The organism is Amycolatopsis sp. NPDC049868, from assembly GCF_044461365.1.
GTDB lineage: Bacteria > Actinomycetota > Actinomycetes > Mycobacteriales > Pseudonocardiaceae > Amycolatopsis.
Genome location: NZ_JBITKV010000015.1, coordinates 185,159 through 205,831, shown reverse-complemented (window position 1 = coordinate 205,831; position 20,673 = coordinate 185,159). Strand labels below are relative to the sequence as shown.

Below are 20,673 nucleotides of genomic sequence, written 5' to 3'. Positions count from 1 at the left end.
CTGCCGACGTGGTCGTTCCCGCCGAATGCGGGAGATTTTCCACGACGAAGGCGAACTCGGCGCAAACTCTCTGTGAGCTATTTGACCTTGGTCGTGATCTGCGAGGGGATCTGGCTCCCGTCGGTCTTGGCGAGCAGGCAGTAGTAGCCCCGCGAGTAGCTGCGGTCTTCCTCGCCGGGCGGCCGCTTCCATTCCGCCTCGGTCGGGACGACCGCCCGCCAGGTCAGCGAAGCCCGCTGCGCCGCCGGCACGATGTTCGAGTTGAAGGTCGCCGAGCAGGTCGCCTCGGCGATCCGGTTGACCGTTTCCGCTCCCGGATATTCGGCGATCTTCGCGTCGTCGTCGCTGGGGGACTCGACTTCGAGCAACGACCGCTTGGAGAAGATCTCCAGCAGATGGTCCTTGTCGCAGCTGACCCCGTCGTTCAGGTTGATGCCCTCTTTGAGCGGCACGTTGTAGCAGTCCCCGGACGAACCGAGCTTGACCTGGCCGTTGATGCCGTACGTCAGCGTCGCCTGCGCCTGCGAGTTCCCCTCGGGCGCGGCCATCCAGCGGCCGAGGAAGATCCCGCCGACCAGCGCGCCGATCACGGCGACCGCAGCGAGGCTCAGCCACAGGGGGCGCAGATCGCGCTTCGCCGGGGCCGGGGCGAGCCGGGTCATCGGCTGGCCGGACTGCGGCATCATCGCCGTGCCGCCCGAGGGCGGCGTGGGCTGGGCCTGCACACCCTGTGCCGCCGCGAGCAGGCTGCGCACCTGGTCGTACGACATCCGCGCCTCGGGTTTGGTGACCAGCAGGCCGAGGATCGCGGCGGCCAGCGGGCCCTGGACCCTGGTCAGGTACGGCGCCTCGGTCATGATCGCGTGCAGGGTCGCCGCGGTGGTCGACCGTTCGAACGCGACGATGCCTTCCGCGGCGAAGAACAGCGCCGTACCCAGCGACCAGAGGTCGGATTCGGGCATCGCGTCGCGGCCCTCGACCCGTTCCGGCGCCATGAACGCGGGCGAGCCGACGATCATGCCGCTGGTGGTCAGGCGCGGGTCGTCGGCAGCGTGCGCGATGCCGAAGTCGGTGAGCTTCACCCGGCCGTCCGGCGCGACCATGATGTTCGCGGGTTTGACGTCGCGGTGCACGATCCCGGCGGCGTGCGCGGCCCGCAGCGCGGACAGCACCCGCTCCCCCACCAGCGCGATCTGCTGGGCGGGCAGCGGCCCGCGGTCGCGCACCAGATCGGCCAGCGTCGGCGCCTCGACCAGCTCCATCACGATGTAGGTGGCGCCGTTCTCGGTGACGACGTCGTACACGGTGACGACGGCCGGATCGTTGAGGCGGCCGCCGGAGCGGACTTCGCGCAGCATCCGCTCCGACAGCACCGAGGCGTCCTCGGGGGCGTTCGGGAACTTCAGCTCCTTGATCGCCACCTGACGGCCGATCACCTGGTCCTGCGCACGCCAGACGATGCCCATCCCGCCGCGGCCGAGCTCGCCCAGCAGGGCGTATCGGCCGGCGACGATCCGCGCGCCGGTGGCCTGCTGGGTCTGCTGGGGCGGCCCGTACGGACGGGTCTGTTCGTCGGTCAAGGTTCGGTGCTCCTTCGGTTCGCGCAGGATGCCAACTCGGACCCGTTCGCGTCCCGAAAGGTTCCTTCGCCCGGCTGGTGAATCAGACCGTGACCTCGTGCCCGGCTTCCCGGAGCGCCTTCACCGCGCGCTCCAGTTCGGCAGCCCGGACCAGCACGTGGTCGGTGTCGAATGTGGACATGGAGAACAGCGCCACACCGGCGGCGGCGAGTTCGCTCGACAGCGCCGCGATGATGCCGGTGAGCGTGAACGCGAGCGGTCCGCGGACCGACAGCAGCCGCCAGCCGTCCTCGACGGTGGCCCCGGCCGGCGCGAGACCGGCCGGGCAGATCACCGACAGCTCCTCCGGCGTCCGTGTGAGCGAGATCAGCACGGGCTCGCCGGGGTCGAGCAGGTTCGCCGGAACCGGCGCGTCCGGGGCGAGGCGGGCGACCGCGTACTCACCGGGCCGGACGTCGATCGCGAGGCGTCGCATCAGCCTTCGAGGACCTTCGGGCTGGACGCGACCTCGGTGCCGTCGGGCAGCGCGGAGATGGTGAAGTCCGCGAAGACGTTGCTCGACGCCTTCTGCAGCTCACGCAGGCACTCGATGGCCAGGGCGCGGATCTCGACGTCGGCGTGCTCGGTGGCGCGCATCGCGATGAAGTGCCGCCAGGCGCGGTAGTTGCCGGTGACCACGATGCGGGTCTCGGTGGCGTTCGGCAGCACGGCGCGGGCGGCCTGACGGGCCTGCTTGCGGCGCAGGGTCGCGCTCGGCACGTCGGCGAACTTCTCCTCCAGCCCGGCGAGCAGCTCGGTGTAGGCGTCGACGGCGGCCTGCGAGGCGGCGAGGAACTTCGCGTGCAGCTCCGGGTCCTGCGCGATGACGTCGGGCTCGACGAACGCGGCGTCGCGCTCCGGCACGTAGCGCTGCGAGAGCTGCGAGTAGGAGAAGTGACGGTGGCGGATCAGCTCGTGCGTCAGCGACCGGGAGATGCCGGTGATGTAGAAGCTGACGGAGCCGTGCTCCAGCACCGACAGGTGACCGACGTCGATGATGTGCTCGAGGTAGCCGGCGTTGGTGGCCGTCTTCGGGTTCGGCTTCTTCCAGGACTGGTAGCAGGCCCGGCCCGCGAATTCGGCCAGCGCCTCACCACCGTCGGCATCGGTCGACCACGGTACGTCGGACGGCGGGAAGAACTCCGTCTTCGCGATCAGTTGAACCTTGGGTGACACGGTCTCGGCCACGTTCGCACTCCTTTTCGACCCCTGCTCCACGACTCCGGGCAGCGTAACCGCAACCGCCTTTGACGCCGGGACGACATCACGGTGACGTCATAGCCTCCTTGACTGACACCACAAGTGACGTCATAGTGGTGTCATGGATCTGACGCCGTACATCACAAGCCTTCGCGAGGACCTCGCGAACACGGCTTCGGCCGGCGACGAGCAGACGCGGCGCGCTGCCGCGCTGCTGTCGTCGGCGCTGGAGCCGGCTGCCCGACTGACCATCATGAATGCCCTCGCCGACCTCGCCGCCGAAGTGACTTCGGCGCTGCCGGGGCACGTTGTCGACGTCCGGCTCGACGGCCGCGACGTGCGCGTCGTCGTCACCGGCTCCGCCGAGAGCGCCGAGCAGTCCGCGCCCCGTCAGGAGACGCCGCGGGAGACCCCGCGCGCCCCCAAGGTGGACACGGGCGACATCACCCGCATCACGCTGCGCCTGTTCGAGCAGGTCAAGGGCCAGGCCGAAGCCGCGGCCGCCTCGCAGGGCGTTTCGCTGAACACGTTCGTCTCGCAGGCCGTCCAGGGCGCGCTGGGCAAGAGCGGGAGCGAGCACTGGCACCACAAGCAGAAGCCGGGCGGCGGCGCCGGTTCGCATTTGCACGGCTGGGTCCAGGGCTGAGGGGGACGAAAATGACCGAGGAAAGCATTCCCGCCGGTGAAGAGACCGTGCGCGTCGAGGACTTCGAGGCCGAGGGCCCGATCGAGGTCGACGTGAGCGTGGCCATCGGCCGGGTGACGATCGAACTGACCGACGAAAACGGGGTCCACACCGAGGTCCGCCGGGACGGCGGCGAACAGCAGCCGTGGGTGGACGGGATGACGAGCCTGCTCAGCTGGGTCGGGGAACGCTTCGGCGACCAGCTCGGCGGTTCGCCGGTGGGTTCGGCGGGCTCCGTGGGTGATGCCGTGGCGCAGACGCGGATCGAGAAGGTCGGCAACCGGCTGGTCGTCCAGGCGCCGAAGGCCTGGCAGCTGAAGAACGTCCCGCTCGCCGTGACCGTCCGGGCACCCGCCGGTTCGCATCTGGAGGTACGGGCCGGGGCGGCCGACGTCACGGTCACCGGTGTCGCCGGGCGGGCCGACATCCTGACCGGCGCCGGCAAGATCGCCCTCGAACGGGCCGACGGTTCGGCCATCGTCCGCACCGGCACCGGCGACATCAAACTCGGGCCGACCCTGTCGGGCCTGCAACTGCGCACCGGCAGCGGTTCGGTCGAGGCGGCCTCGGTGAACGGTTCGGCCACGGTCGCGACCGGCACGGGTGACGTCTGGCTCGGCGAGGTCGCGGGCGAGGTCCTGGCGCGTACCGGCAGCGGCGACCTCTCGGTGACCGACGCCGCCTCCGGGACGCTGGAACTGACCACCGGATCGGGTGAGGTCCGGGTCGCTATCCGGGGCGGTGTCCAGGCCGAGATCGACCTCTCGTCGACGACCGGTTCGGTGTCGAGCGAACTGGAGGTCGCGGACAGCGCGCCTTCGGAGGTCTCGCTGAAGGTGCGGGCGCGCACCGGCACCGGCGACGCGGTGGTGACCAGCGCGGCCGGCTGAGCCGCGGACCACAGGGGGATCGAGGGACCTTTGCTCGCACTTTTCCACGGGGGTGGGAGCAAAGGTCCCTCGCTCACGTGGATGTCAGGAAAGGGTCGTTCAGGACGTTTCTGGTCCTGAACGACCCTTTCCTGACGCTTGGGCCTTCTTGAGGAGCCGCCGCTATGAACGGTCCGTTCCTTGCAAATTTTGCAAGGAACGGACCGTTCATAGCGTTCGTGCGGGGGTCGGGCTCAGCGCACGAGGCGGGAGAGCACCGGAGCGAGGTCTCCCCGCTTCCCCACCGCGACCCCGTCCAGTCCCTGCCACTCCGCCATCAGCCGCAGCTCGCCCGCCAGCTCACTCGCGACCCGAGCGACATCCACCCCAGGCTCGGCGAAGGCGCCTTGAACGCGAAGCACCCCGGCGGCACGGTCGGCCTTGAGGTCGACCCGGCCGACGAGTTCGCCGTCGAGCAGGAACGGGAACACGTAGTACCCGTAGATCCGCTTCGGCTCGGGCACGTAGATCTCGATGCGGTAGAAGAAGTCGAAGATGCGCTCGGTGCGGGCGCGTTCCCAGATCAATGGGTCGAAGGGCGACAGCAGGGCCCGGCCGGTGACCGACCTCGGCGCCTTCGCCGCGAAGTGCCGGTACGCCGGGGCGGGCCAGCCGTCCACGGTCACCGGTTCCAGCACACCCGCGTCGACCAGCTCCGCCACCGCCCGCTTGCTGACGTCCGGGCCCAGGCGGTAGTAGTCCCGCAGGTCCGGTTCGGTGCCGATGCCCAGCGCGACGGCCGCGCGGGTGATCAGTTCGCGGGCGCCTTCCTCCGGGCTCACGGTTCGGGACAGGATTTCCGGTGGGACGACGCGTTCGGTCAGGTCGTACAGCCGCTCGAACGACCGGCGCGTGCCGGTGGTCAGCTGCCCCATGCCGAAGAGCCACTCGCAGGCCTTCTTGACCTCCGAGCGCTCCCACCACGAACCGGGCCTCGAACCTCCCGACTTGCCCTCCAGCGCGCGCTCGATGCCGCCCGCGCCGATCGGCCCCTGTTCCTTGACCACGGTCAGGATGTCGTCCACCAGCTGGGGTGTCTGGTCCAGCACCCGCGCGTAGTTCGTCCACCAGCCCATGCGCTTCGCCCCGGACCGCAGGAGCGGCCAGTCCGCCACGGGCAGCAGACTCGCCTCGTGCGCCCAGGATTCGACCAGCATCCGGGGTTTGCGCGTGGAATGGGACCAGGCCGCGTCGTCCACCAGCGTGGACTCGTACGCGCCGAGCCGGGAGAACAACGGCATGTAGTGCGCGCGGACCGCGACGTTCACCGAATCCAGTTGCAGCAACTGGATTCGCGACAGCACGCGCTGCAGATGCCTCCTCGTGACCGCTCCACCGGGACGCGCGTCCGCGAACCCTTGTGCGGCCAGGGCGATCCGGCGCGCGACCGGACCGCTGATGGTCGTAGTGCTCATCGTCGGCATGGTGCCATCCCCCACCGACAGTTTCCGCGACACCGCTACTCCACCTTCCTCCCCACCCCCACCCTCAACGGATGGAGCTTCGCTCCGCTGTAGGTTTCCTGCCATGGCCGCCGCCGAAGTCCGCCCAGCAGTCGTGTCCGACGCCCCCGAGATCGCCCGTATCCAGCGGGACACCTGGCGAAGCGCCTACACCGAGCTGCTCGGCGAAGCGGCCGTAGCCGGTCTCGACATCGAGGAACTCGAAAAGACCTGGACCGAGACGATCGAGTACGCGGGCACGCGTGTCTTCCTCGCCACCGAAGGCGAGTTCACCGTCGGTTTCTGTGTCGCCGGCCGCGCTCCGGTGAGCGAGGTCGCCACGGCCGACGGATCGCTGCCCGACGACGCTTCGACGACGGCCCTCATCGCCTCGCTGCTGGTCGAGCCGCGCTGGGGACGGCGCGGGCACGCGGGACGGCTGCTGGCGAACGCGTCCGCCTGGCTGCGTGCGGACGGCGCCACCCGCGGGATCAGCTGGGTCGCCCAGACCGATCACGCGTCACTGGGCTTCTTCCGCCGCGCGGGCTGGTCGCCCGACGGAACCGTCCGCATCCTCGACACCGGAAGCACGAACGTGCGCGAAGTCCGGCTCACCGGCGGCCTCGACCTCGAGCTCACTCCCTGACTTCGCGAACACGACCCAGCGCATCACCGAGTACATGAACACGCCTTCGCACGCCCCGGCGATGAGCCGCGAGAGGCGGTAGTCGACGCCCAGCGCGGCCAGTCCCGCGCCGACGCCGAGCAGGAACGCCACGTAGTTGATGACGATCGCGATGACGTAGAGCACCGCCTGCCTGCCGACGGGCGCGTGCGAGCGGAAGTTCATGCTGCGGTTCAGCACGAAGCTCAACCCGAACGCCGTCGCGTAGGCGAGCGTGATCGCCAGCCACACCGGCAGGCCGAGCCAGCCGCGGAGCAGGGTCAGCAGGATCAGGTCGACCCCGAAGGTGAACCCGTTGATGAGCGCGAAACCGAGGAAACTCGGCGCCACCAGCCGGGAGAGCCCGAAGGGGAGGCGCCGCACCACGGCCGCGCAGAAATCGGCGAAGCGATCCGCGAAACCCTTGCCGCGGACCGCGCCGTGCAGGTCGGCCACGGCTCCAGCATGGCAGCGGCAGGTGGCCGTGAGCCGACGAACAGGTGATCTTCTGGTGCGACCCGGAGGCCGGGAACGGGGGCTGGCCCCAGTGCGTCCAGGTTTTCAGCTGATAACTTGGAAGGAACGAAGATAACGGGGAGGCAACGATGGTGGGCTGGTTGCTCCTGTCGTTCGGCGTCGCCTTCGGTTCCGCGATCCTCCCCGTGGTCAGCATCGAGATGTTCCTCATCGGTCTGTGCGCGAGCCAGCCGACGATGCCGTGGCTGCTGCTCGGCGCCATCGTCGCGGCAGGTCAGGTGGGCGGGAAAACGCTCTACTACCTCGCCGCGAAGGGCACGATCAAGCTGCCGAAACCGCTGCACGACCGCCTGCACCGCGAGCGGCCGCCCACCCCGCGCCGGGAAAGATGGCGGGCGCGCACCAAGAAGATGCGCGCCCGGCTCGACGCACTGCGCGAACGATGCCACCGGCATCCGCATTGGATGGCGGGCACGTACGGGGTGAGCTCGGTCGTCGGCCTGCCGCCGTACATGGCCACGAGTGTGCTCGCGGGCCTGGTGCGGATGCCGCTCGCGACCTTCCTGGCCACCGGTTTCGTGGGCCGCTGGGTGCGGTTCAGCCTGCTGGCCGCCTCCCCCGCCCTGTTCGCGGGCTGGTTCCACTACTGAGCACCGATATTGTGATGCGCGCCATGGCGGCCGCGCTCTAGGGTTTCCGCCCATGCCGACTTCGTTCGCATATCCGCCGTTGAACGTGCAGGTGCACACACCCCGCCTGTCCTTGCTGGGCGCGACGGACGAGCTCCTGGAGCGCTTGATCCCGACGGTCCGCGAGGGCGTGGTCACCGAACCCCCATGGCCCTTCGACGATCCGGCCTCGCTCTACGAGGACAGCCCGGAACGCGAGTGGCGCTGGCTCCGCGGGATCTGGCTGGGCCGGGGCCGGGTGAACGCGAGCCAATGGCGGCTGTACTTCGTGGTGGTCGTCGACGGCGAGCCGGTGGGCATGCAGGATCTGATCGGCATCGACTTCGCCACGTTCGGCACGGTCACCACGTTCTCCTGGCTCGGCCCGGGCCTGCGGGGCCGCGGCCTGGGCAAGGAGATGCGGCAGGCCGTGCTGCAGCTGGCCTTCGAGGGATTCGGAGCGCGTGAGGCGTCCAGCGACGCCTTCTTCGACAACCAAGCCTCGAACCGCGTCTCACAGGCGCTGGGTTACGAGCCGAACGGCGTCACCTGGGACACCCGGCGCGGCGAACCCGCGCGGATCAAGCAATGGCGGCTGCCCCGCGAACGGTGGCGGCGCCGTGACGACATCGAACTCGCCGCCGTCCGCGAATGCCTGCCCGTCCTCGGGATCGAGCCCACGCGTTCAGAGGACTAATTGCGGGAGGAGGCTTCGAGTTCCACGGCGCGCCGCATCGTCGCGCGGGCCCGTTTCCGGTCCCCGGCGATCTCGTACGCGTACGCCAGCCGGTACCAGACGCGCCAGTTCTCCTGATCCGCCTCGACCTCGGCGCGGCGCTCGTCGAACCAGGCGTCCGCGGCGTCCCGATCCACCCTGCCCGAAGGCCTGCGGGGCAGATCGGAGACGTCGGGAAGGCCGCCTTCTTCGTCCAATCGCCGTGAAAGCCGCTGGATCTGGACACCGGAACGCCAGGTGGTGACGATGATCCAGATCCCGAGCACCGGCAGCAGCAGAACCCCGATGCCGAAGATCACCGGCACCGTCTCGCCGGTACGCAGCAACGCGATGGCCCGGCCCGCCAGCAGGACGACGTAGACGGCGAGCGCCGCCGTCATCACCAGCGCGAAGTTGCGGGCCCTCACAGGTCGAGGATGTTCTCGAGACCGACCGTGAGGCCGGGCCGCGTGAGCACCGAGCGCACACCGAGCAGCACGCCCGGCATGAACGAGGTGCGGTGCAGCGAGTCGTGCCGGATGGTCAGGGTCTCGCCCTCGCCACCGAACAGGATCTCCTCGTGCGCCACCAGCCCGGGGAGCCGGACCGAGTGCACGCGGACGTCGTCGACGAGCGCGCCGCGGGCACCGTCCACTTCGGACGTCGTCGCGTCTTCACCGGGAGCGAGACCGGCTTCCGCACGGGCCTCGCCGATCAGCTTCGCGGTGTGCGCGGCGGTGCCGGAAGGCGCGTCGGCCTTGCGGTTGTGGTGCAGTTCGATGACCTCGGCCGAGTTGTAGAACCGCGCCGCCTGCTGGGCGAACCGCATCGCCAGCACCGCGCCGAGCGCGAAGTTCGGCGCGATGAGCACGCCGAGCGACGGATCGGCCGCGAGCCACGAGCGCAGCTTCTCCAGCCGCTCCCCGCTGAATCCGGTGGTGCCGACGACGGCGTGGATCCCGTTGCCGGTCAGGAACTCCAGGTTGTCCATCACCGCGTCGGGATGGGTGAAGTCGACGACGACCTGCGCCTGCTTGAGCGCCGCGAAGTCGTCACCGGCGTCCAGCGCGGCGACGAGCTCCATGTCGTCGGCGCCGTTGACGGCGTTCACCACTTCCTGGCCCATCCGGCCGCGTGCGCCCAGCACACCGACGCGAATTCCAGCGGTCATGATGCGATCACCTCGTGCAGATCGTCCGGAAGGTCGTCGGCGTGAGCGTACGGCCCGACCACCGCCGCCGCCGAGACGCCACCAGGGCGGGCGAGCAGAGTGCGAGCGAGCGCACAGACCTCTTCGGTGGTGACGGCGTCGATCCGCGCCACCGTGTCGTCGACGCCGAGATAGCGGCCGTAGTTCAGTTCGTTCTTGCCGATCCGCGACATCCGCGACGAGGTGTCCTCAAGACCGAGCACGAGCCCGCCCCGCAGCTGTCCCTTCGCCCGCGCGACCTCGGCTTCGCTCAGCCCGTCCTTGCCGACGAGTTCGAGCACCTCGCGGATCACGCCGGCGACCTCGCCGAGCTTCTCCGGCTGGCAGCCCGCGTACACGGCCATGTGCCCGGCGTCGGCGTAGCTCGCGACGGACGAATACACCTGGTACGCCAGGCCGCGCTTCTCGCGGACCTCCTGGAACAGGCGCGAGCTCATCCCGCCGCCGAGCGCGGCGTTGAGCACCGACTGCGCGAACCGCCGGTCGTCGTGCCGCGACAGCGAACGCAGGCCGAGCATCACGTGCGCCTGCTCGGTGTCGTCGGTGTGCAGCGCGAGTTTCGGCGCCATCGCGATCCGGGCCCGCCCGCCACGCGGCGGCACGGGTGTCGCCGCTCCTCTCAGCCGGTTCCGCAAAGCCTTGCGCACCAGGCGAAGCACCTGGCCGTGCTCGATGTTCCCGGCGACCGCGAGCACCATCCGCGGCAGCGTGTAGCGGCGCCGGTAGAACCCGCGCAGCGCCGAAGCGGACATCTCGGCGATGGACTTCTCGCTGCCCAGCACCGGACGGCCGAGCGCGTGGTTGCCCAGGATCGCGCCGACGAACGTCTCGTGCAGCAGATCTTCGGGGTCGTCGTCACGCATCGAGATCTCTTCGAGCACGACACTGCGCTCGGTCTCGACGTCCTTGTCCGTGCACAGCGCCTCGAACACGACGTCGGTGACGAGGTCCATCGCGAGCGGCAGATCCTCGTCGAGCACCTGCGCGTAGTAGCAGGTGTGCTCCTTCGCGGTGAACGCGTTGAACTCCCCGCCGACCGCGTCGATCTCTTCGGCGATCTGGGTGGCGTCCCGGTTCGTGGTGCCCTTGAACAGCAGGTGTTCGAGGTAGTGCGCCGCGCCCTCGACCGACGACGGCTCGTCGCGCGATCCGACGCCGACCCACAGTCCGACCGTCACCGAACGGGACGCGGGTACGTGCTCGGTGATGACCCGGAGGCCACCGGCCAGCACACTGCGCTTGACCACCGCGCCGTCCGAAGTGGACTCAAGGGTGCGGGTGCTGCCGACGGGCTGTTCGTGCCCGGGAACCTGACGAGCCAACGGATTCCTTACTCACATGTCAGGAAAGGGTCGTTCAGGACGAAAATCGTCCTGAACGACCCTTTCCTGACGTTTCACATCGGTCTAGCCAGGACTACTACGCGTCGGCCTTCGGGGCCTCGGCCTTGTCACCCTCGGCGGGCTTCTCGGCGGCGTCGGCAGCGTCGTCTTCCTTGACCACGATCAGGCTGATCTTGCCGCGGTTGTCGATGTCGGCGATCTCGACGCGGAGCTTGTCGCCCACGTTGACCACGTCTTCGACCTTGGCGATCCGCTTGCCGTTGCCCAGCTTCGAAATGTGCACCAGGCCGTCCTTGCCCGGCAGCAGCGAGACGAACGCGCCGAACGCGGCCGTCTTCACCACGGTGCCGAGGAAGCGCTCGCCGACCTTGGGCAGCTGCGGGTTGGCGATGGCGTTGATCTTGTCGATCGCCGCCTCCGCCGACGGGCCGTCGGCCGCGCCCACGTAGATCGTGCCGTCGTCCTCGATGGAGATGTCGGCGCCGGTCTCCTCGGTGATCGAGTTGATCATCTTGCCCTTCGGGCCGATGACCTCGCCGATCTTGTCCACCGGGATCTTCACGCTGGTGACGCGCGGCGCGTACGGGCTCATCTCGTCCGGGCCGTCGATCGCCTCGGCGATGACCTCCAGGATGGTGAGGCGAGCGTCCTTCGCCTGCTTCAGCGCGGCCGCGAGAACCTCCGACGGGATGCCGTCGAGCTTCGTGTCGAGCTGCAGCGCGGTGATGATGTCCTTGGTGCCGGCGACCTTGAAGTCCATGTCGCCCATGGCGTCTTCGGCGCCCAGGATGTCGGTCAGCGCGACGTAACGGGTCTCGCCGTCGACCTCGTCGGAGATGAGGCCCATGGCGATACCGGCGACCGGCGCCTTCAGCGGGACACCCGCGTTCAGCAGACCCATGGTCGAGGCGCAGACCGAGCCCATCGAGGTGGAGCCGTTGGAGCCCAGCGCCTCGGAGACCTGGCGGATCGCGTACGGGAACTCGTCCCGCTTCGGCAGGACCGGGACCAGGGCGCGCTCGGCGAGCATGCCGTGGCCGATCTCGCGCCGCTTCGGCGAACCGACGCGGCCGGTCTCACCGGTGGAGAACGGCGGGAAGTTGTAGTGGTGCAGGTACCGCTTCGTGGTCTCCGGGGAGAGCGAGTCGATCTGCTGCTCCATGCGGAGCATGTTCAGCGTGGTGACGCCCAGGATCTGGGTCTCACCGCGCTCGAACAGCGCGGAACCGTGCGCCCGCGGGATCACGGCGACCTCGGCGGCGAGCGAACGGATGTCGGTCAGGCCGCGGCCGTCCATGCGGATCTTGTCCGTGAGGACGCGCTTGCGCATGATCTTCTTCGACAGGGCCTTGAACGCCGCGCCGATCTCCTTCTCGCGGCCCTGGAAGGCTTCGCCCTCGCCAAGGCCGACCTTCTCCAGCACCGCGGCCTTGACCTGGTCGGTCGCGTTCTCGCGGTCCTGCTTGCCCGCGATGGTCAGGGCGTTCGCGAGGTCGTCGGTCGCGATGGCGGCGACGGCGTCGTACGCGTCCTGCTCGTAGGCGAGGAAGACCGGGAACTCGCCGGTCGGCTTGGCGGCCAGCTCGGCCAGCTGCTGCTGGGCCTCGCACAGGACCTTGATGAACGGCTTCGCGGCCTCGAGGCCCTCGGCGACGGCGATCTCGTCCGGCGCCTTGCCGCCGGCGGCGATCAGGTCGAGCGTCTGCTCGGTGCCCTCCGCCTCGACCATCATGATGGCGACGTCGTCACCCACGATGCGGCCGGCGACCACCATGTTGAAGGTGGCCTCTTCGAGCTGCTTCCAGGTCGGGAACGCGACCCACTGGCCGTCGATCAGCGCGACGCGGACGCCGCCGACCGGGCCCGAGAACGGCAGACCGGCGATCTGGGTCGAGGCCGAGGCCGCGTTGATCGCGAGCACGTCGTACGGGTCGTCCGGGTTGAGGCTCTGGACGGTGATGACGACCTGGATCTCGTTGCGGAGACCGTCGGCGAACGACGGGCGCAGCGGCCGGTCGATCAGGCGGCAGGTCAGGATCGCGTCGGTCGACGGGCGGCCCTCACGGCGGAAGAACGCGCCGGGGATGCGCCCGGCGGCGTACATCCGCTCCTCGACGTCCACAGTCAGCGGGAAGAAGTCGAAGTGGTCCTTCGGGTGCTTCGACGCGGTGGTCGCCGAGAGCAGCATGGTCTCTTCGTCGAGGTACGCGACGACGGCGCCGGCGGCCTGACGGGCCAGGCGGCCGGTCTCGAAGCGAACGGTGCGGGTGCCGAAACGGCCGTTGTCGATCACGGCTTCGGTTTCGTGCACGGTGACTCCGGTGGAGTCGGTCATAGGGTGTATCTCCTCTTTTGATCCTCTGTAACGGCGCGAGTCTCCCACCCTGGGACCTGTTTCGCCTGCGGACGCTCGAGGAGTGAGGCCGGTCTTCGATCGAAGCCCCCGGGCCGTTGCCCGGGAACCACTACCGAGGACCGGCGGACGGTACCTCGTGCGCGCTCGCGCCGCGTGTTTCCTTGTACTTGGACCGAGGGGGAGCGACCGATGTGGTCACTCCCCCTCGGGTTCAAGCTATCGGCGCAGGCCGAGGCGCTGGATCAGCGCACGGTAACGCTCGATGTCCACCTTCATCACGTAGTTCAGCAGCCGGCGGCGGCGGCCGACCAGCAGCAGGAGCCCGCGACGGGAGTGGTGGTCGTGCTTGTGAGCCTTGAGGTGCTCGGTGAGGCCGACGATGCGCTTGGTCAGCAGCGCGACCTGGGCCTCCGGGGATCCGGTGTCCGAGTCGTGCACGCCGTACTCGGCAAGGATCGACTTCTTCTCTTCGGTGGACAAAGCCACAGTGGTGCTCCTAGATACTCTGTGCCGTGCGGCCCGGACGATGTCTTCACGCCGGGTGAGACGGTCACGGCCGCCACGGACTGCAGCCGGACCCAATCGTCGAGGCTACCAGCCTCGTGATCAGCGGCTTCAGTCGCGGGCGTGGTTCAACGCGTACGACCGGATCACCCGGTAGCGTGGCTCGCCCTGCTCACGGTCACTGCTCATCAGAACGGCCTCGGTCGCCGTCCAAGTCTCACTGGTGAACCCGGCCAGCCGCTCCTCCCACGCGCTCGCGGCCTCCGGCCGGTCGCGGGGGAAGCGGGCCAGTGTCAGGTGGGCCACGTACGGCCTGCCCTCATTCCCCGCGCCTGCCTTCACGGCCAGCTCGTGGAGCCCGGTTCCGGACACACTCAACCACAGCACCCCGGGGAAAGTCGCGGCCTTTTCCAGCCGGAGGTCGAGCGGGCCCGCGCCCGCCAGCCGTCCGGCGAGCCATTCGCCTCGTTCCGCCGGGTCGTCCACGCCGTAGAAACCGAGGGTGATGTGCCAGTTCTCCCGCGGCGACCAGCGGAAACCGTCGCCTCCGGGAGTACCCACCGCGGCGGCGACCTCGTCGAGAACGCCGTCCGGCGGGATCAGCGCGCTGAAGATCGTCATCGTCAAGTGGTCTTGGCCGCCCGGCGCAGCAGATCCGCCAGCGACGGGAAATCGTCGTCGAGCAGCTTCGCGGCTTCGGTGAGGTCTTCGTCCTCGCCGATGTCGCGCAGTGCCACGAGCACTCCCTGGTCGTCGGCGACGGCGCCGACCGGGATGCTGTCCCTGCCCACCGTCGGCCGCGAGTCGCGGACGTCTTCCAGCGCCTCCTGCATGGCCTTGCGGTCCCCCGCGGCGACCGCGGGGACGAGCACCTTGCGCTCCAGCATGATCATCTTGGCGAGGACGACCGGGTTCCCGATCTTCGCGCGACGACCGCTCATCACCTGGCTGAGCATGGGCGCGCTGATGCCGAGGACCTCGGCGAGGAAGGCCTGGGAGATGTCGAAGGCGACGACCAGTCTCCGCACACGATCGCCGAGCGGCTCCCCGTACCACTCCTTCTGCAGCGCGATGTTCCGCTGGACGATCTTGTGGTCCTCCACCTGGTCCGCTCCCCTACCCCATCGAACGCCCTGCGCGGTCCGTGACATCTTGCCACCGGAACGCACGCGGGCGGGCATGTTTGTCGATTCTCGTCCGGCCGAGGCCGGCTCCGGTCAGTCCTGCTCGCCGAGCAGTTCCCTGGTCCGCGCGACGTCCTCGTCGATCTGCTTCACCAGACCTTCCGACGTCGGGAAACGGACCTGGTCCCGCAGCTTGGCGACGAAATCGAGCGAAACGTGCTGTCCGTAGAAATCCTCGTCGATGTCAAGGACGAAGGCCTCGACGGTGCGTTCCCTCCCGGAGAAGGTCGGATTGGTCCCGACGGACACGGCGGCGCGCAGCCGGCGGCCAAGATCCGACGAACGGGTGAACCAGGCGCTGTAGACACCGTCGGCGGGCACCGCGGCGAAGCGCGGCGTCGACAGGTTCGCCGTCGGGTAGCCGAGGTCGTGCCCCCGGCCGTCGCCCCGGACGACGATGCCCTCCAGCCGATGCGGCCTGCCGAGCGCCTCGGACGCCGCCACGACGTCCCCGGCGTCGATGCACGAACGGACGTAGGTCGAGGAGAACGTGATGTCGTTGTCCGCCTGCTCCTGCGCGAGCAGACCCTGCAGTTCCGCACCCTGCGCCACGAAACCGAACCGCTTCCCCAGCGTGCGGAGCAGCGCGACGTCACCGGCGGCCTTGGCGCCGAAGGTGAAGTTCTCCCCCACGATCACCGCGGCCGCGTGCAGTTTGTCCACCAGCACCTCGTGCACGAACTCGTGCGCCGTCAGCCGCGACAGCTCCAGGGTGAACGGCAGCACGCAGAAGACGTCCGCCCCCAGGCCCTCGACCAGTTCCGCCTTGCGGCGCAACGTGGTCAGCTGCGCGGGATGGCTGCCCGGCCGGAGCACCTCCGACGGATGCGGGTCGAAGGTCAGCACCACGCTCGGCACGCCGCGTTCGGCGGCGGCGCGGACCGTCCTCGAAATCAGCTCCTGATGACCGCGGTGCACGCCGTCGAAGACGCCGATCGTCACCACGCACCGTCCCCAGCTCCCGGGGAGGTCACCCAAACCACGCCAACGCTGCACTTGTGCCCCGTCTCCTCCAGCCCAGCTCCGTGCACCACCCTAGGCGGGCAGCAACACGACCACCGACCGGGCCAGTTCACCTTCGTCCGCGGCGAGGGCGAGCACCCGGCCGTCCGGTCCGAACATCCCGTACGTGCCCTCGATCCCGGCCGCGGGCACCCTCTGTCCATATCGGACCGCCTGTGCCGTGCGGGCGTCCAGATCGCGGCGCGGGAACGCCGCGGCGACGGCGGCGTCGAGGTCCAGCGACAGCTCCGGCTTGTCTTCGAGCTGGTCGAGGGTGCGGGCCTTGGCGAGCGTGAACGGCCCGACCGTGGTGCGCCGCAACGCGAGCAGATGCCCGCCGGCGCCGAGCCCGGCACCGAGATCGCGGGCCAGCGCGCGGACGTAGGTCCCCGACGAACATTCGACGATCGCGTCGAGTTCGATCCGGCCGGCCTCGCGGCGGGTGGCGAGCAGATCGAAGCGGTGCACGGTGACCGGACGCGGCGGGATCACGACCTCTTCGCCCGCCCGGACGCGGGCGTACGCGCGCTTGCCGTCGATCTTGACCGCGCTGACCGCGCTCGGCACCTGCTGGATGTCGCCGGTCAGCTCGGCGATCCCGGCGGCGATCGCTTCGTCGGTGATCTTCTCGACGACCTCCGGGGCGGCTTCGGCGATCGGCTCGCCCTCGGCGTCGTCGGTCGTGGTGGACAGTCCCAAGGAGAGGGTCGCGAGATAGGTCTTGCGGTCCAGGGCCAAATGGCCGAGGAGTTTGGTCGCGCGTTCGATGCCGAGCACGAGGACCCCGGTGGCCATCGGGTCGAGGGTGCCGGCGTGCCCGACCTTGCGGGTGCCCATGAAGCGCCGCGCCCTGGCGACGACGTCGTGGGAGGTCATTCCGGATGGTTTGTCGACGATGACGAGACCGGGCGGCGGGGCGGGACGTTTCTTGGCTTGAGCCTGATTGGGGCGCGACACGGGCCGAACCCTATCTTTCGGGGCCGGGCGGGGCCGAAGGGGACTTTCCCCGCGTCTCACGCGGTGAAGGGCGCTTTCGTCGCATGGCACACGAACACCAGTTGTGGCATGTCGCGAAAGCCACTTTCGCGACACCTGACGTCTCGAAAGTGGCTTTCGCGACACACCAGCCACCCCGCCCGAATGACTAGGACGAGACGGGCATCGGCGCTTCGGCGTCCCAGCGGCGGCGCCGGATCTGCACCGGGATCGCCTCGCCGCGGGCCTCGGCCTCGAACAGCACGGCGCGGGTTCGCCGCCACCAGACGAGCATCCGGAAGGTGCCGAAGGCGAGCACCGCGATGACCGACAGCAACGCCAGCCGGAAGGTGCCGCCCGTCCACTCCAGCAGCACACCGACCGCGAGCGCCGAGATCGTCGTGGCCACGAAGCCGCCGACGTTCACCACACCGGTCGCGGTGCCGACACGCGAGAGCGGGTTGTAGTCCCGTGCCAGCGCGAAACCGATCATCGACGCCGGGCCGCCGAGGGAAAGGAAGGCGAACACGGGAACCAGGACCGCGACCGGGATCGTGCCGCCCCAGCCGAGCAGGACCGCCCACATCACCGCGGCGCCGCCGATGTACCAGCCGACGAGCGGCATCCGCAGCGACGGGCGCCGCCCGATCAGCCCGCCGATCACCGGGCCGCCGATCATCGAGCCGAACACGAACACGATCAGCAGCGAACTCGCGGTGGCCTTCGGATATCCCTGCCCCTGCACCAGGAACGGGACACCCCACAGCATGGTCAGCACGTTGGGCGCGAACATCGTGCTGAAGTGGACCCAGAACCCCAGCCGGGTCCCGGGCGTGCGCCACGCGTCGGCGACCTGGCGGCCCAGCACCTTCGGATGGACCTTTTCGCGAACGGGCTCCGGCAGGCCGCGCGGGGTGTCTTCGACGCGGAGGGCGACGACGGCGGTGTAGAGGGCCGTCACCAGGCCGACGGCGAGGAACGTCGGGGTCCAGCCGGGACCGTCGAGCAGGAGGCCCAGCGGGAGGGTCGCGGCGAGGTTGCCGACGTACCCGATGGCCCCGGTCAGCGCGGCGAGCAGGGCGTACTGGCGGCCGGGGAAGTGCGCGGCGATCAGCCGCAGGATGCTCACGAAGGTGAGCGCGTCACCGAAGCCGACGACGGCGCGGGCGAGCAGGCCGAGCGGGTAGGAATCGGCGACCGCGAGCAGGATCTGGCCGAGCCCGAGGAAGAACACGGCGCCGGTGAGCACGCGTCGTGGACCGTAGCGGTCGACGAGGACGCCGGTGGGGATCTGCATCGCGGCGTAGACGCCGACCTGCAGGACGGTGAACGTGCCGAGCGCGGCCGCGCCGACCCCGAAGCGGTCGGCGGCCTGGAGCCCGGCGACGCCGAACGAGGTGCGGTGGAAGACGGCGAGGAGATAGACGGTGACGGCGGCGAACCAGATGAACCAGGACCGGCGAGTGGCTCGGCCTGTCACAGTGTTTCCTCCTCGGGAACGGTTTCGGGCAGAAAGAGACGCCCGCACTGCCGCCTCATATAGTTGTAGCTCCTAAGCAACGGCGAAACATACCCGTTACCCGGGTGGCTTTCGCCACAGCGAGCCCGCCACCACCCGCGTTTCGTCCTCTGAATGCGGTAGTTGCACACGCAAGGAACGCATTCAGAGGACTAACCGCGGACGGCGCCTTCCACGGCCCATCGTCCCGAGCGCCACCGCACCAGCAGGGTCACCAGCCGCAGCAGCATGAACAGCGAGAGCCCGGTCCAGATCCCGGCCAGCCCCCAGCCGAAGGCGAGCGACAGCCAGATCAGCGGCAGGAACCCCGCCGCCGCGCTCAGCAGGGTCGCGTTGCGCAGGAAGGCGGCGTCGCCCGCGCCGAGCAGGACGCCGTCCAGCGCGAACACCACCCCGGCGATCGGTTGCAGCGCGACGAAGAACCACCAGGCGTGCGGGATCTGGCCGAGTACGGCCGCGTCCGAAGTGAACACTCGCGGCAGCACCCCGGCCACCGACGCGAACACGACGCCGAGGAAACAGCCGAACACCAGGCCGTAGCCGGTGATCTGGTTCGACACCCCGCGCGCCCGTTTGCTCGCCCCGGCGCCGAGCGCGGCGCCCACGAGCGACTGCGCGGCGATCGCGAGCGAGTCCAGCACCAGCGCGAGGAACGTCCAGAGCTGGAGCACGACCTGGTGCGCGCCGACGGCTTCGGTGGACGTCCGCGCGGCGACCGCGGCGGCCGAGACGAAGCACGCCTGGAACGCGAGGCTGCGCAGCACCAGATCCCGGCCGAGGCCGAGCTGGGCGCGCATCACCTTCGGCTCCGGGCGCAGCGGGACCCGTTCCCGCACCAGGGCCGCGATGAACAGCGACGCCGAGATCACCTGCGCGACGACGTTGGCGATCGCCGAACCTTCCAGCCCCCAGTCCGCGCCGTACACCAGCACCGGGCACAGCACGGCGGAGATCCCGTTGCCCGCCAGGACATAGCGCAACGGTTTCGCGGAATCCTGCACGCCGCGCATCCAGCCGTTGCCCGCCATCGTGATCAGGATGAACGGCGTGCCGAACAGCGCGATCCGCAGCCAGGAGACGGCGGCGTCGGTGATCGCGTCGTCCCCGGAGAGGACGCGGGCGATCGGCGCGGCCAGCAGCTGTCCGGCGACGATCACCACCAGCCCGACGATCACCGCCAGCCAGGTCGCCTGGACACCTTCGCGGACGGCGTCACCACGCCGTCCGGCGCCGTGCAGCCGCGCGGTCCGCGACGTGGTGCCGTACGACAGGAACGTCAGCTGGCTCGAAACCTGCGACAGCACGACACCGCCGACGGCGAGACCGGCCAGCGGCAGCGCGCCCAGATGCCCGACGACGGCCGTGTCCACCAGGACGTACAGCGGTTCGGCGGCGAGGACGCCGAGCGCGGGCACGGCGAGGCCGAGTACGCGTTTCGGCGGGACGCGTTCGTCGAGTTCGGAAGCTTCAGGCACCACCGCAGACTAGACGTCTGGTACGACAGTCCCAGTCGCCGGGAAACCCGCCGGACCAAAGCGGGCGTGCTTCACACCGGTGGTGAACGCCCAGTACCGGTCTCCGTAGGACCAGTGCCACCATTCGCTCGGGTAGTTCACGAATCCGGTCGTGGTCATCGCGTCGATGAGCGTTTCCCGGTTCGCGCGCGCTTCGGGACCGATCAGCGCGGACTCGGTGAAACATTCCGTCCCGTATTCCGGCGGTGTCGCGTTCACGTCGGTCCCCATCGGCAGTTCGACACCGTCGACGGTGCACAGCGTGAGGTCCACCGCTCCCCCGGCGACATGCGGCGCGACTTCGGGCGGTGACACGTAGGTGGCGGCTTCGGCGGCCACCTGTCCGGGCGACCAGTCCGGACTGGCGCGCGCGATCCTGGCCATGCTGTCCGCGAAGTACCGCTCCTGCACCTCCCTCGGCCGGAATCCCTCGACGACGAGCAGCCGGAGCCCGCGCGGGAGCTGGCATTGCGCCGCGACGAGCCGGTCCGCGACGCTGAGCCGCACGTGCGCGTAGGCACCCCGTTCGTCGGCGAGCCTGGGATCGATCAGGATGGCCCCGGTTTCCCGCAGGTCCACCAAGGGTTCCCCGCATTCCCGGACGGGCACGGCGGCGATGTGGGGATCCGACAACGACACGAACGAAGACATGGACCCCACTGTCCAC

Annotated in this window: 21 protein-coding genes and 1 pseudogene; 5 read left to right on the top strand and 17 right to left on the bottom strand. The window is 69.5% G+C overall.

Features of this window, described 5'->3' with window-relative positions:
• Window positions 1-77: 77 nt before the first annotated feature.
• From ACIBTM_RS40145 to thyX, 3 genes are all read right to left on the bottom strand, one after another.
• Window positions 78-1,580 (bottom strand): serine/threonine-protein kinase, encoded by a 1,503-nt coding sequence (locus ACIBTM_RS40145; protein WP_395882366.1) that lies wholly within the window; start codon window positions 1,578-1,580, stop codon window positions 78-80.
• 82 nt (window positions 1,581-1,662) lie between these two features.
• Window positions 1,663-2,055 (bottom strand): ACT domain-containing protein, encoded by a 393-nt coding sequence (locus tag ACIBTM_RS40140; protein WP_016332627.1) that lies wholly within the window; start codon window positions 2,053-2,055, stop codon window positions 1,663-1,665.
• Window positions 2,055-2,807 (bottom strand): FAD-dependent thymidylate synthase, encoded by a 753-nt coding sequence (thyX, locus tag ACIBTM_RS40135; protein ID WP_007029376.1) that lies wholly within the window; start codon window positions 2,805-2,807, stop codon window positions 2,055-2,057. The genes ACIBTM_RS40140 and thyX overlap by 1 nt, the downstream gene beginning before the upstream one ends.
• A gap of 133 nt (window positions 2,808-2,940) precedes the next feature.
• Here thyX and ACIBTM_RS40130 point away from each other — a divergent pair, with 133 nt between their 5' ends.
• Complete coding sequence (locus tag ACIBTM_RS40130; RefSeq protein ID WP_395882365.1) at window positions 2,941-3,465, top strand: toxin-antitoxin system HicB family antitoxin; 525 nt, start codon at window positions 2,941-2,943, stop codon at window positions 3,463-3,465.
• 11 nt (window positions 3,466-3,476) lie between these two features.
• A complete protein-coding gene (locus ACIBTM_RS40125) occupies window positions 3,477-4,394 on the top strand; it encodes a DUF4097 family beta strand repeat-containing protein (protein WP_395882364.1) in 918 nt (305 codons plus the stop codon).
• A gap of 233 nt (window positions 4,395-4,627) precedes the next feature.
• Here the strand turns inward: ACIBTM_RS40125 and ACIBTM_RS40120 are convergent, their stop codons facing one another.
• A complete protein-coding gene (locus ACIBTM_RS40120; protein WP_395882363.1) occupies window positions 4,628-5,848 on the bottom strand; it encodes a winged helix-turn-helix domain-containing protein in 1,221 nt (406 codons plus the stop codon).
• Between the two features lie 112 nt (window positions 5,849-5,960).
• On the opposite strand from ACIBTM_RS40120, the gene ACIBTM_RS40115 reads away from it, so the two are divergent.
• A complete protein-coding gene (locus ACIBTM_RS40115) occupies window positions 5,961-6,521 on the top strand; it encodes a GNAT family N-acetyltransferase (protein WP_395882362.1) in 561 nt (186 codons plus the stop codon).
• A gap of 66 nt (window positions 6,522-6,587) precedes the next feature.
• Here the strand turns inward: ACIBTM_RS40115 and ACIBTM_RS40110 are convergent.
• Window positions 6,588-6,890 (bottom strand): annotated as a pseudogene (locus ACIBTM_RS40110) (GtrA family protein); the annotation flags it as partial.
• Between the two features lie 254 nt (window positions 6,891-7,144).
• On the opposite strand from ACIBTM_RS40110, the gene ACIBTM_RS40105 reads away from it, so the two are divergent.
• Together ACIBTM_RS40105 and ACIBTM_RS40100 are read left to right on the top strand one after the other, a co-directional pair.
• The gene (locus tag ACIBTM_RS40105) at window positions 7,145-7,666 is read left to right on the top strand and encodes a YqaA family protein (protein WP_395882361.1); all 522 of its coding nucleotides are present in this window, start codon (window positions 7,145-7,147) and stop codon (window positions 7,664-7,666) included.
• Between the two features lie 52 nt (window positions 7,667-7,718).
• Entirely contained in the window at window positions 7,719-8,381 is a 663-nt protein-coding gene (locus ACIBTM_RS40100; RefSeq protein WP_395882360.1) for a GNAT family N-acetyltransferase, read from the top strand.
• On the opposite strand, the gene ACIBTM_RS40095 is transcribed toward ACIBTM_RS40100, so the two are convergent.
• From ACIBTM_RS40095 to ACIBTM_RS40040, 12 genes are all read right to left on the bottom strand, one after another.
• Window positions 8,378-8,827 carry a tetratricopeptide repeat protein gene (locus tag ACIBTM_RS40095; RefSeq protein WP_395882359.1) on the bottom strand — a complete coding sequence of 150 codons (450 nt, stop codon included), beginning with the start codon at window positions 8,825-8,827 and terminating at the stop codon, window positions 8,378-8,380. The genes ACIBTM_RS40100 and ACIBTM_RS40095 overlap by 4 nt on opposite strands.
• Window positions 8,824-9,570, bottom strand: a complete 747-nt coding sequence (gene dapB / locus ACIBTM_RS40090; protein ID WP_395882358.1) for a 4-hydroxy-tetrahydrodipicolinate reductase — start codon at window positions 9,568-9,570, stop codon at window positions 8,824-8,826. The genes ACIBTM_RS40095 and dapB overlap by 4 nt, the downstream gene beginning before the upstream one ends.
• Window positions 9,567-10,931: a M16 family metallopeptidase gene (locus ACIBTM_RS40085; protein ID WP_395882357.1), complete on the bottom strand. Its 1,365-nt coding sequence runs from the start codon at window positions 10,929-10,931 to the stop codon at window positions 9,567-9,569. The genes dapB and ACIBTM_RS40085 overlap by 4 nt, the downstream gene beginning before the upstream one ends.
• 97 nt (window positions 10,932-11,028) lie before the next feature.
• On the bottom strand, window positions 11,029-13,287 hold the full coding sequence (locus tag ACIBTM_RS40080; RefSeq protein ID WP_395882356.1) for a polyribonucleotide nucleotidyltransferase: 2,259 nt from the start codon (window positions 13,285-13,287) through the stop codon (window positions 11,029-11,031).
• A 237-nt stretch (window positions 13,288-13,524) separates the two neighbouring features.
• Window positions 13,525-13,794 (bottom strand): 30S ribosomal protein S15, encoded by a 270-nt coding sequence (gene rpsO / locus ACIBTM_RS40075; RefSeq protein ID WP_003084034.1) that lies wholly within the window; start codon window positions 13,792-13,794, stop codon window positions 13,525-13,527.
• Window positions 13,795-13,923: 129 nt separating this feature from the next.
• A complete protein-coding gene (thpR, locus tag ACIBTM_RS40070; protein ID WP_395882355.1) occupies window positions 13,924-14,433 on the bottom strand; it encodes an RNA 2',3'-cyclic phosphodiesterase in 510 nt (169 codons plus the stop codon).
• A 2-nt stretch (window positions 14,434-14,435) separates the two neighbouring features.
• Window positions 14,436-14,915, bottom strand: a complete 480-nt coding sequence (locus tag ACIBTM_RS40065) for an XRE family transcriptional regulator (RefSeq protein WP_395882380.1) — start codon at window positions 14,913-14,915, stop codon at window positions 14,436-14,438.
• Window positions 14,916-15,029: 114 nt separating this feature from the next.
• The gene (locus tag ACIBTM_RS40060; protein ID WP_395882354.1) at window positions 15,030-15,992 is read right to left on the bottom strand and encodes a bifunctional riboflavin kinase/FAD synthetase; all 963 of its coding nucleotides are present in this window, start codon (window positions 15,990-15,992) and stop codon (window positions 15,030-15,032) included.
• 39 nt (window positions 15,993-16,031) lie between these two features.
• The gene (gene truB, locus ACIBTM_RS40055) at window positions 16,032-16,955 is read right to left on the bottom strand and encodes a tRNA pseudouridine(55) synthase TruB (RefSeq protein ID WP_395882353.1); all 924 of its coding nucleotides are present in this window, start codon (window positions 16,953-16,955) and stop codon (window positions 16,032-16,034) included.
• Between the two features lie 187 nt (window positions 16,956-17,142).
• Window positions 17,143-18,453, bottom strand: coding sequence for a nitrate/nitrite transporter (locus tag ACIBTM_RS40050; RefSeq protein WP_395882352.1), 1,311 nt, complete (start codon window positions 18,451-18,453; stop codon window positions 17,143-17,145).
• Window positions 18,454-18,644: 191 nt separating this feature from the next.
• A complete protein-coding gene (locus ACIBTM_RS40045) occupies window positions 18,645-19,970 on the bottom strand; it encodes an MATE family efflux transporter (RefSeq protein ID WP_395882351.1) in 1,326 nt (441 codons plus the stop codon).
• Window positions 19,971-19,976: 6 nt separating this feature from the next.
• Window positions 19,977-20,657: a M15 family metallopeptidase gene (locus tag ACIBTM_RS40040; RefSeq protein ID WP_395882350.1), complete on the bottom strand. Its 681-nt coding sequence runs from the start codon at window positions 20,655-20,657 to the stop codon at window positions 19,977-19,979.
• Window positions 20,658-20,673 lie beyond the last annotated feature (16 nt).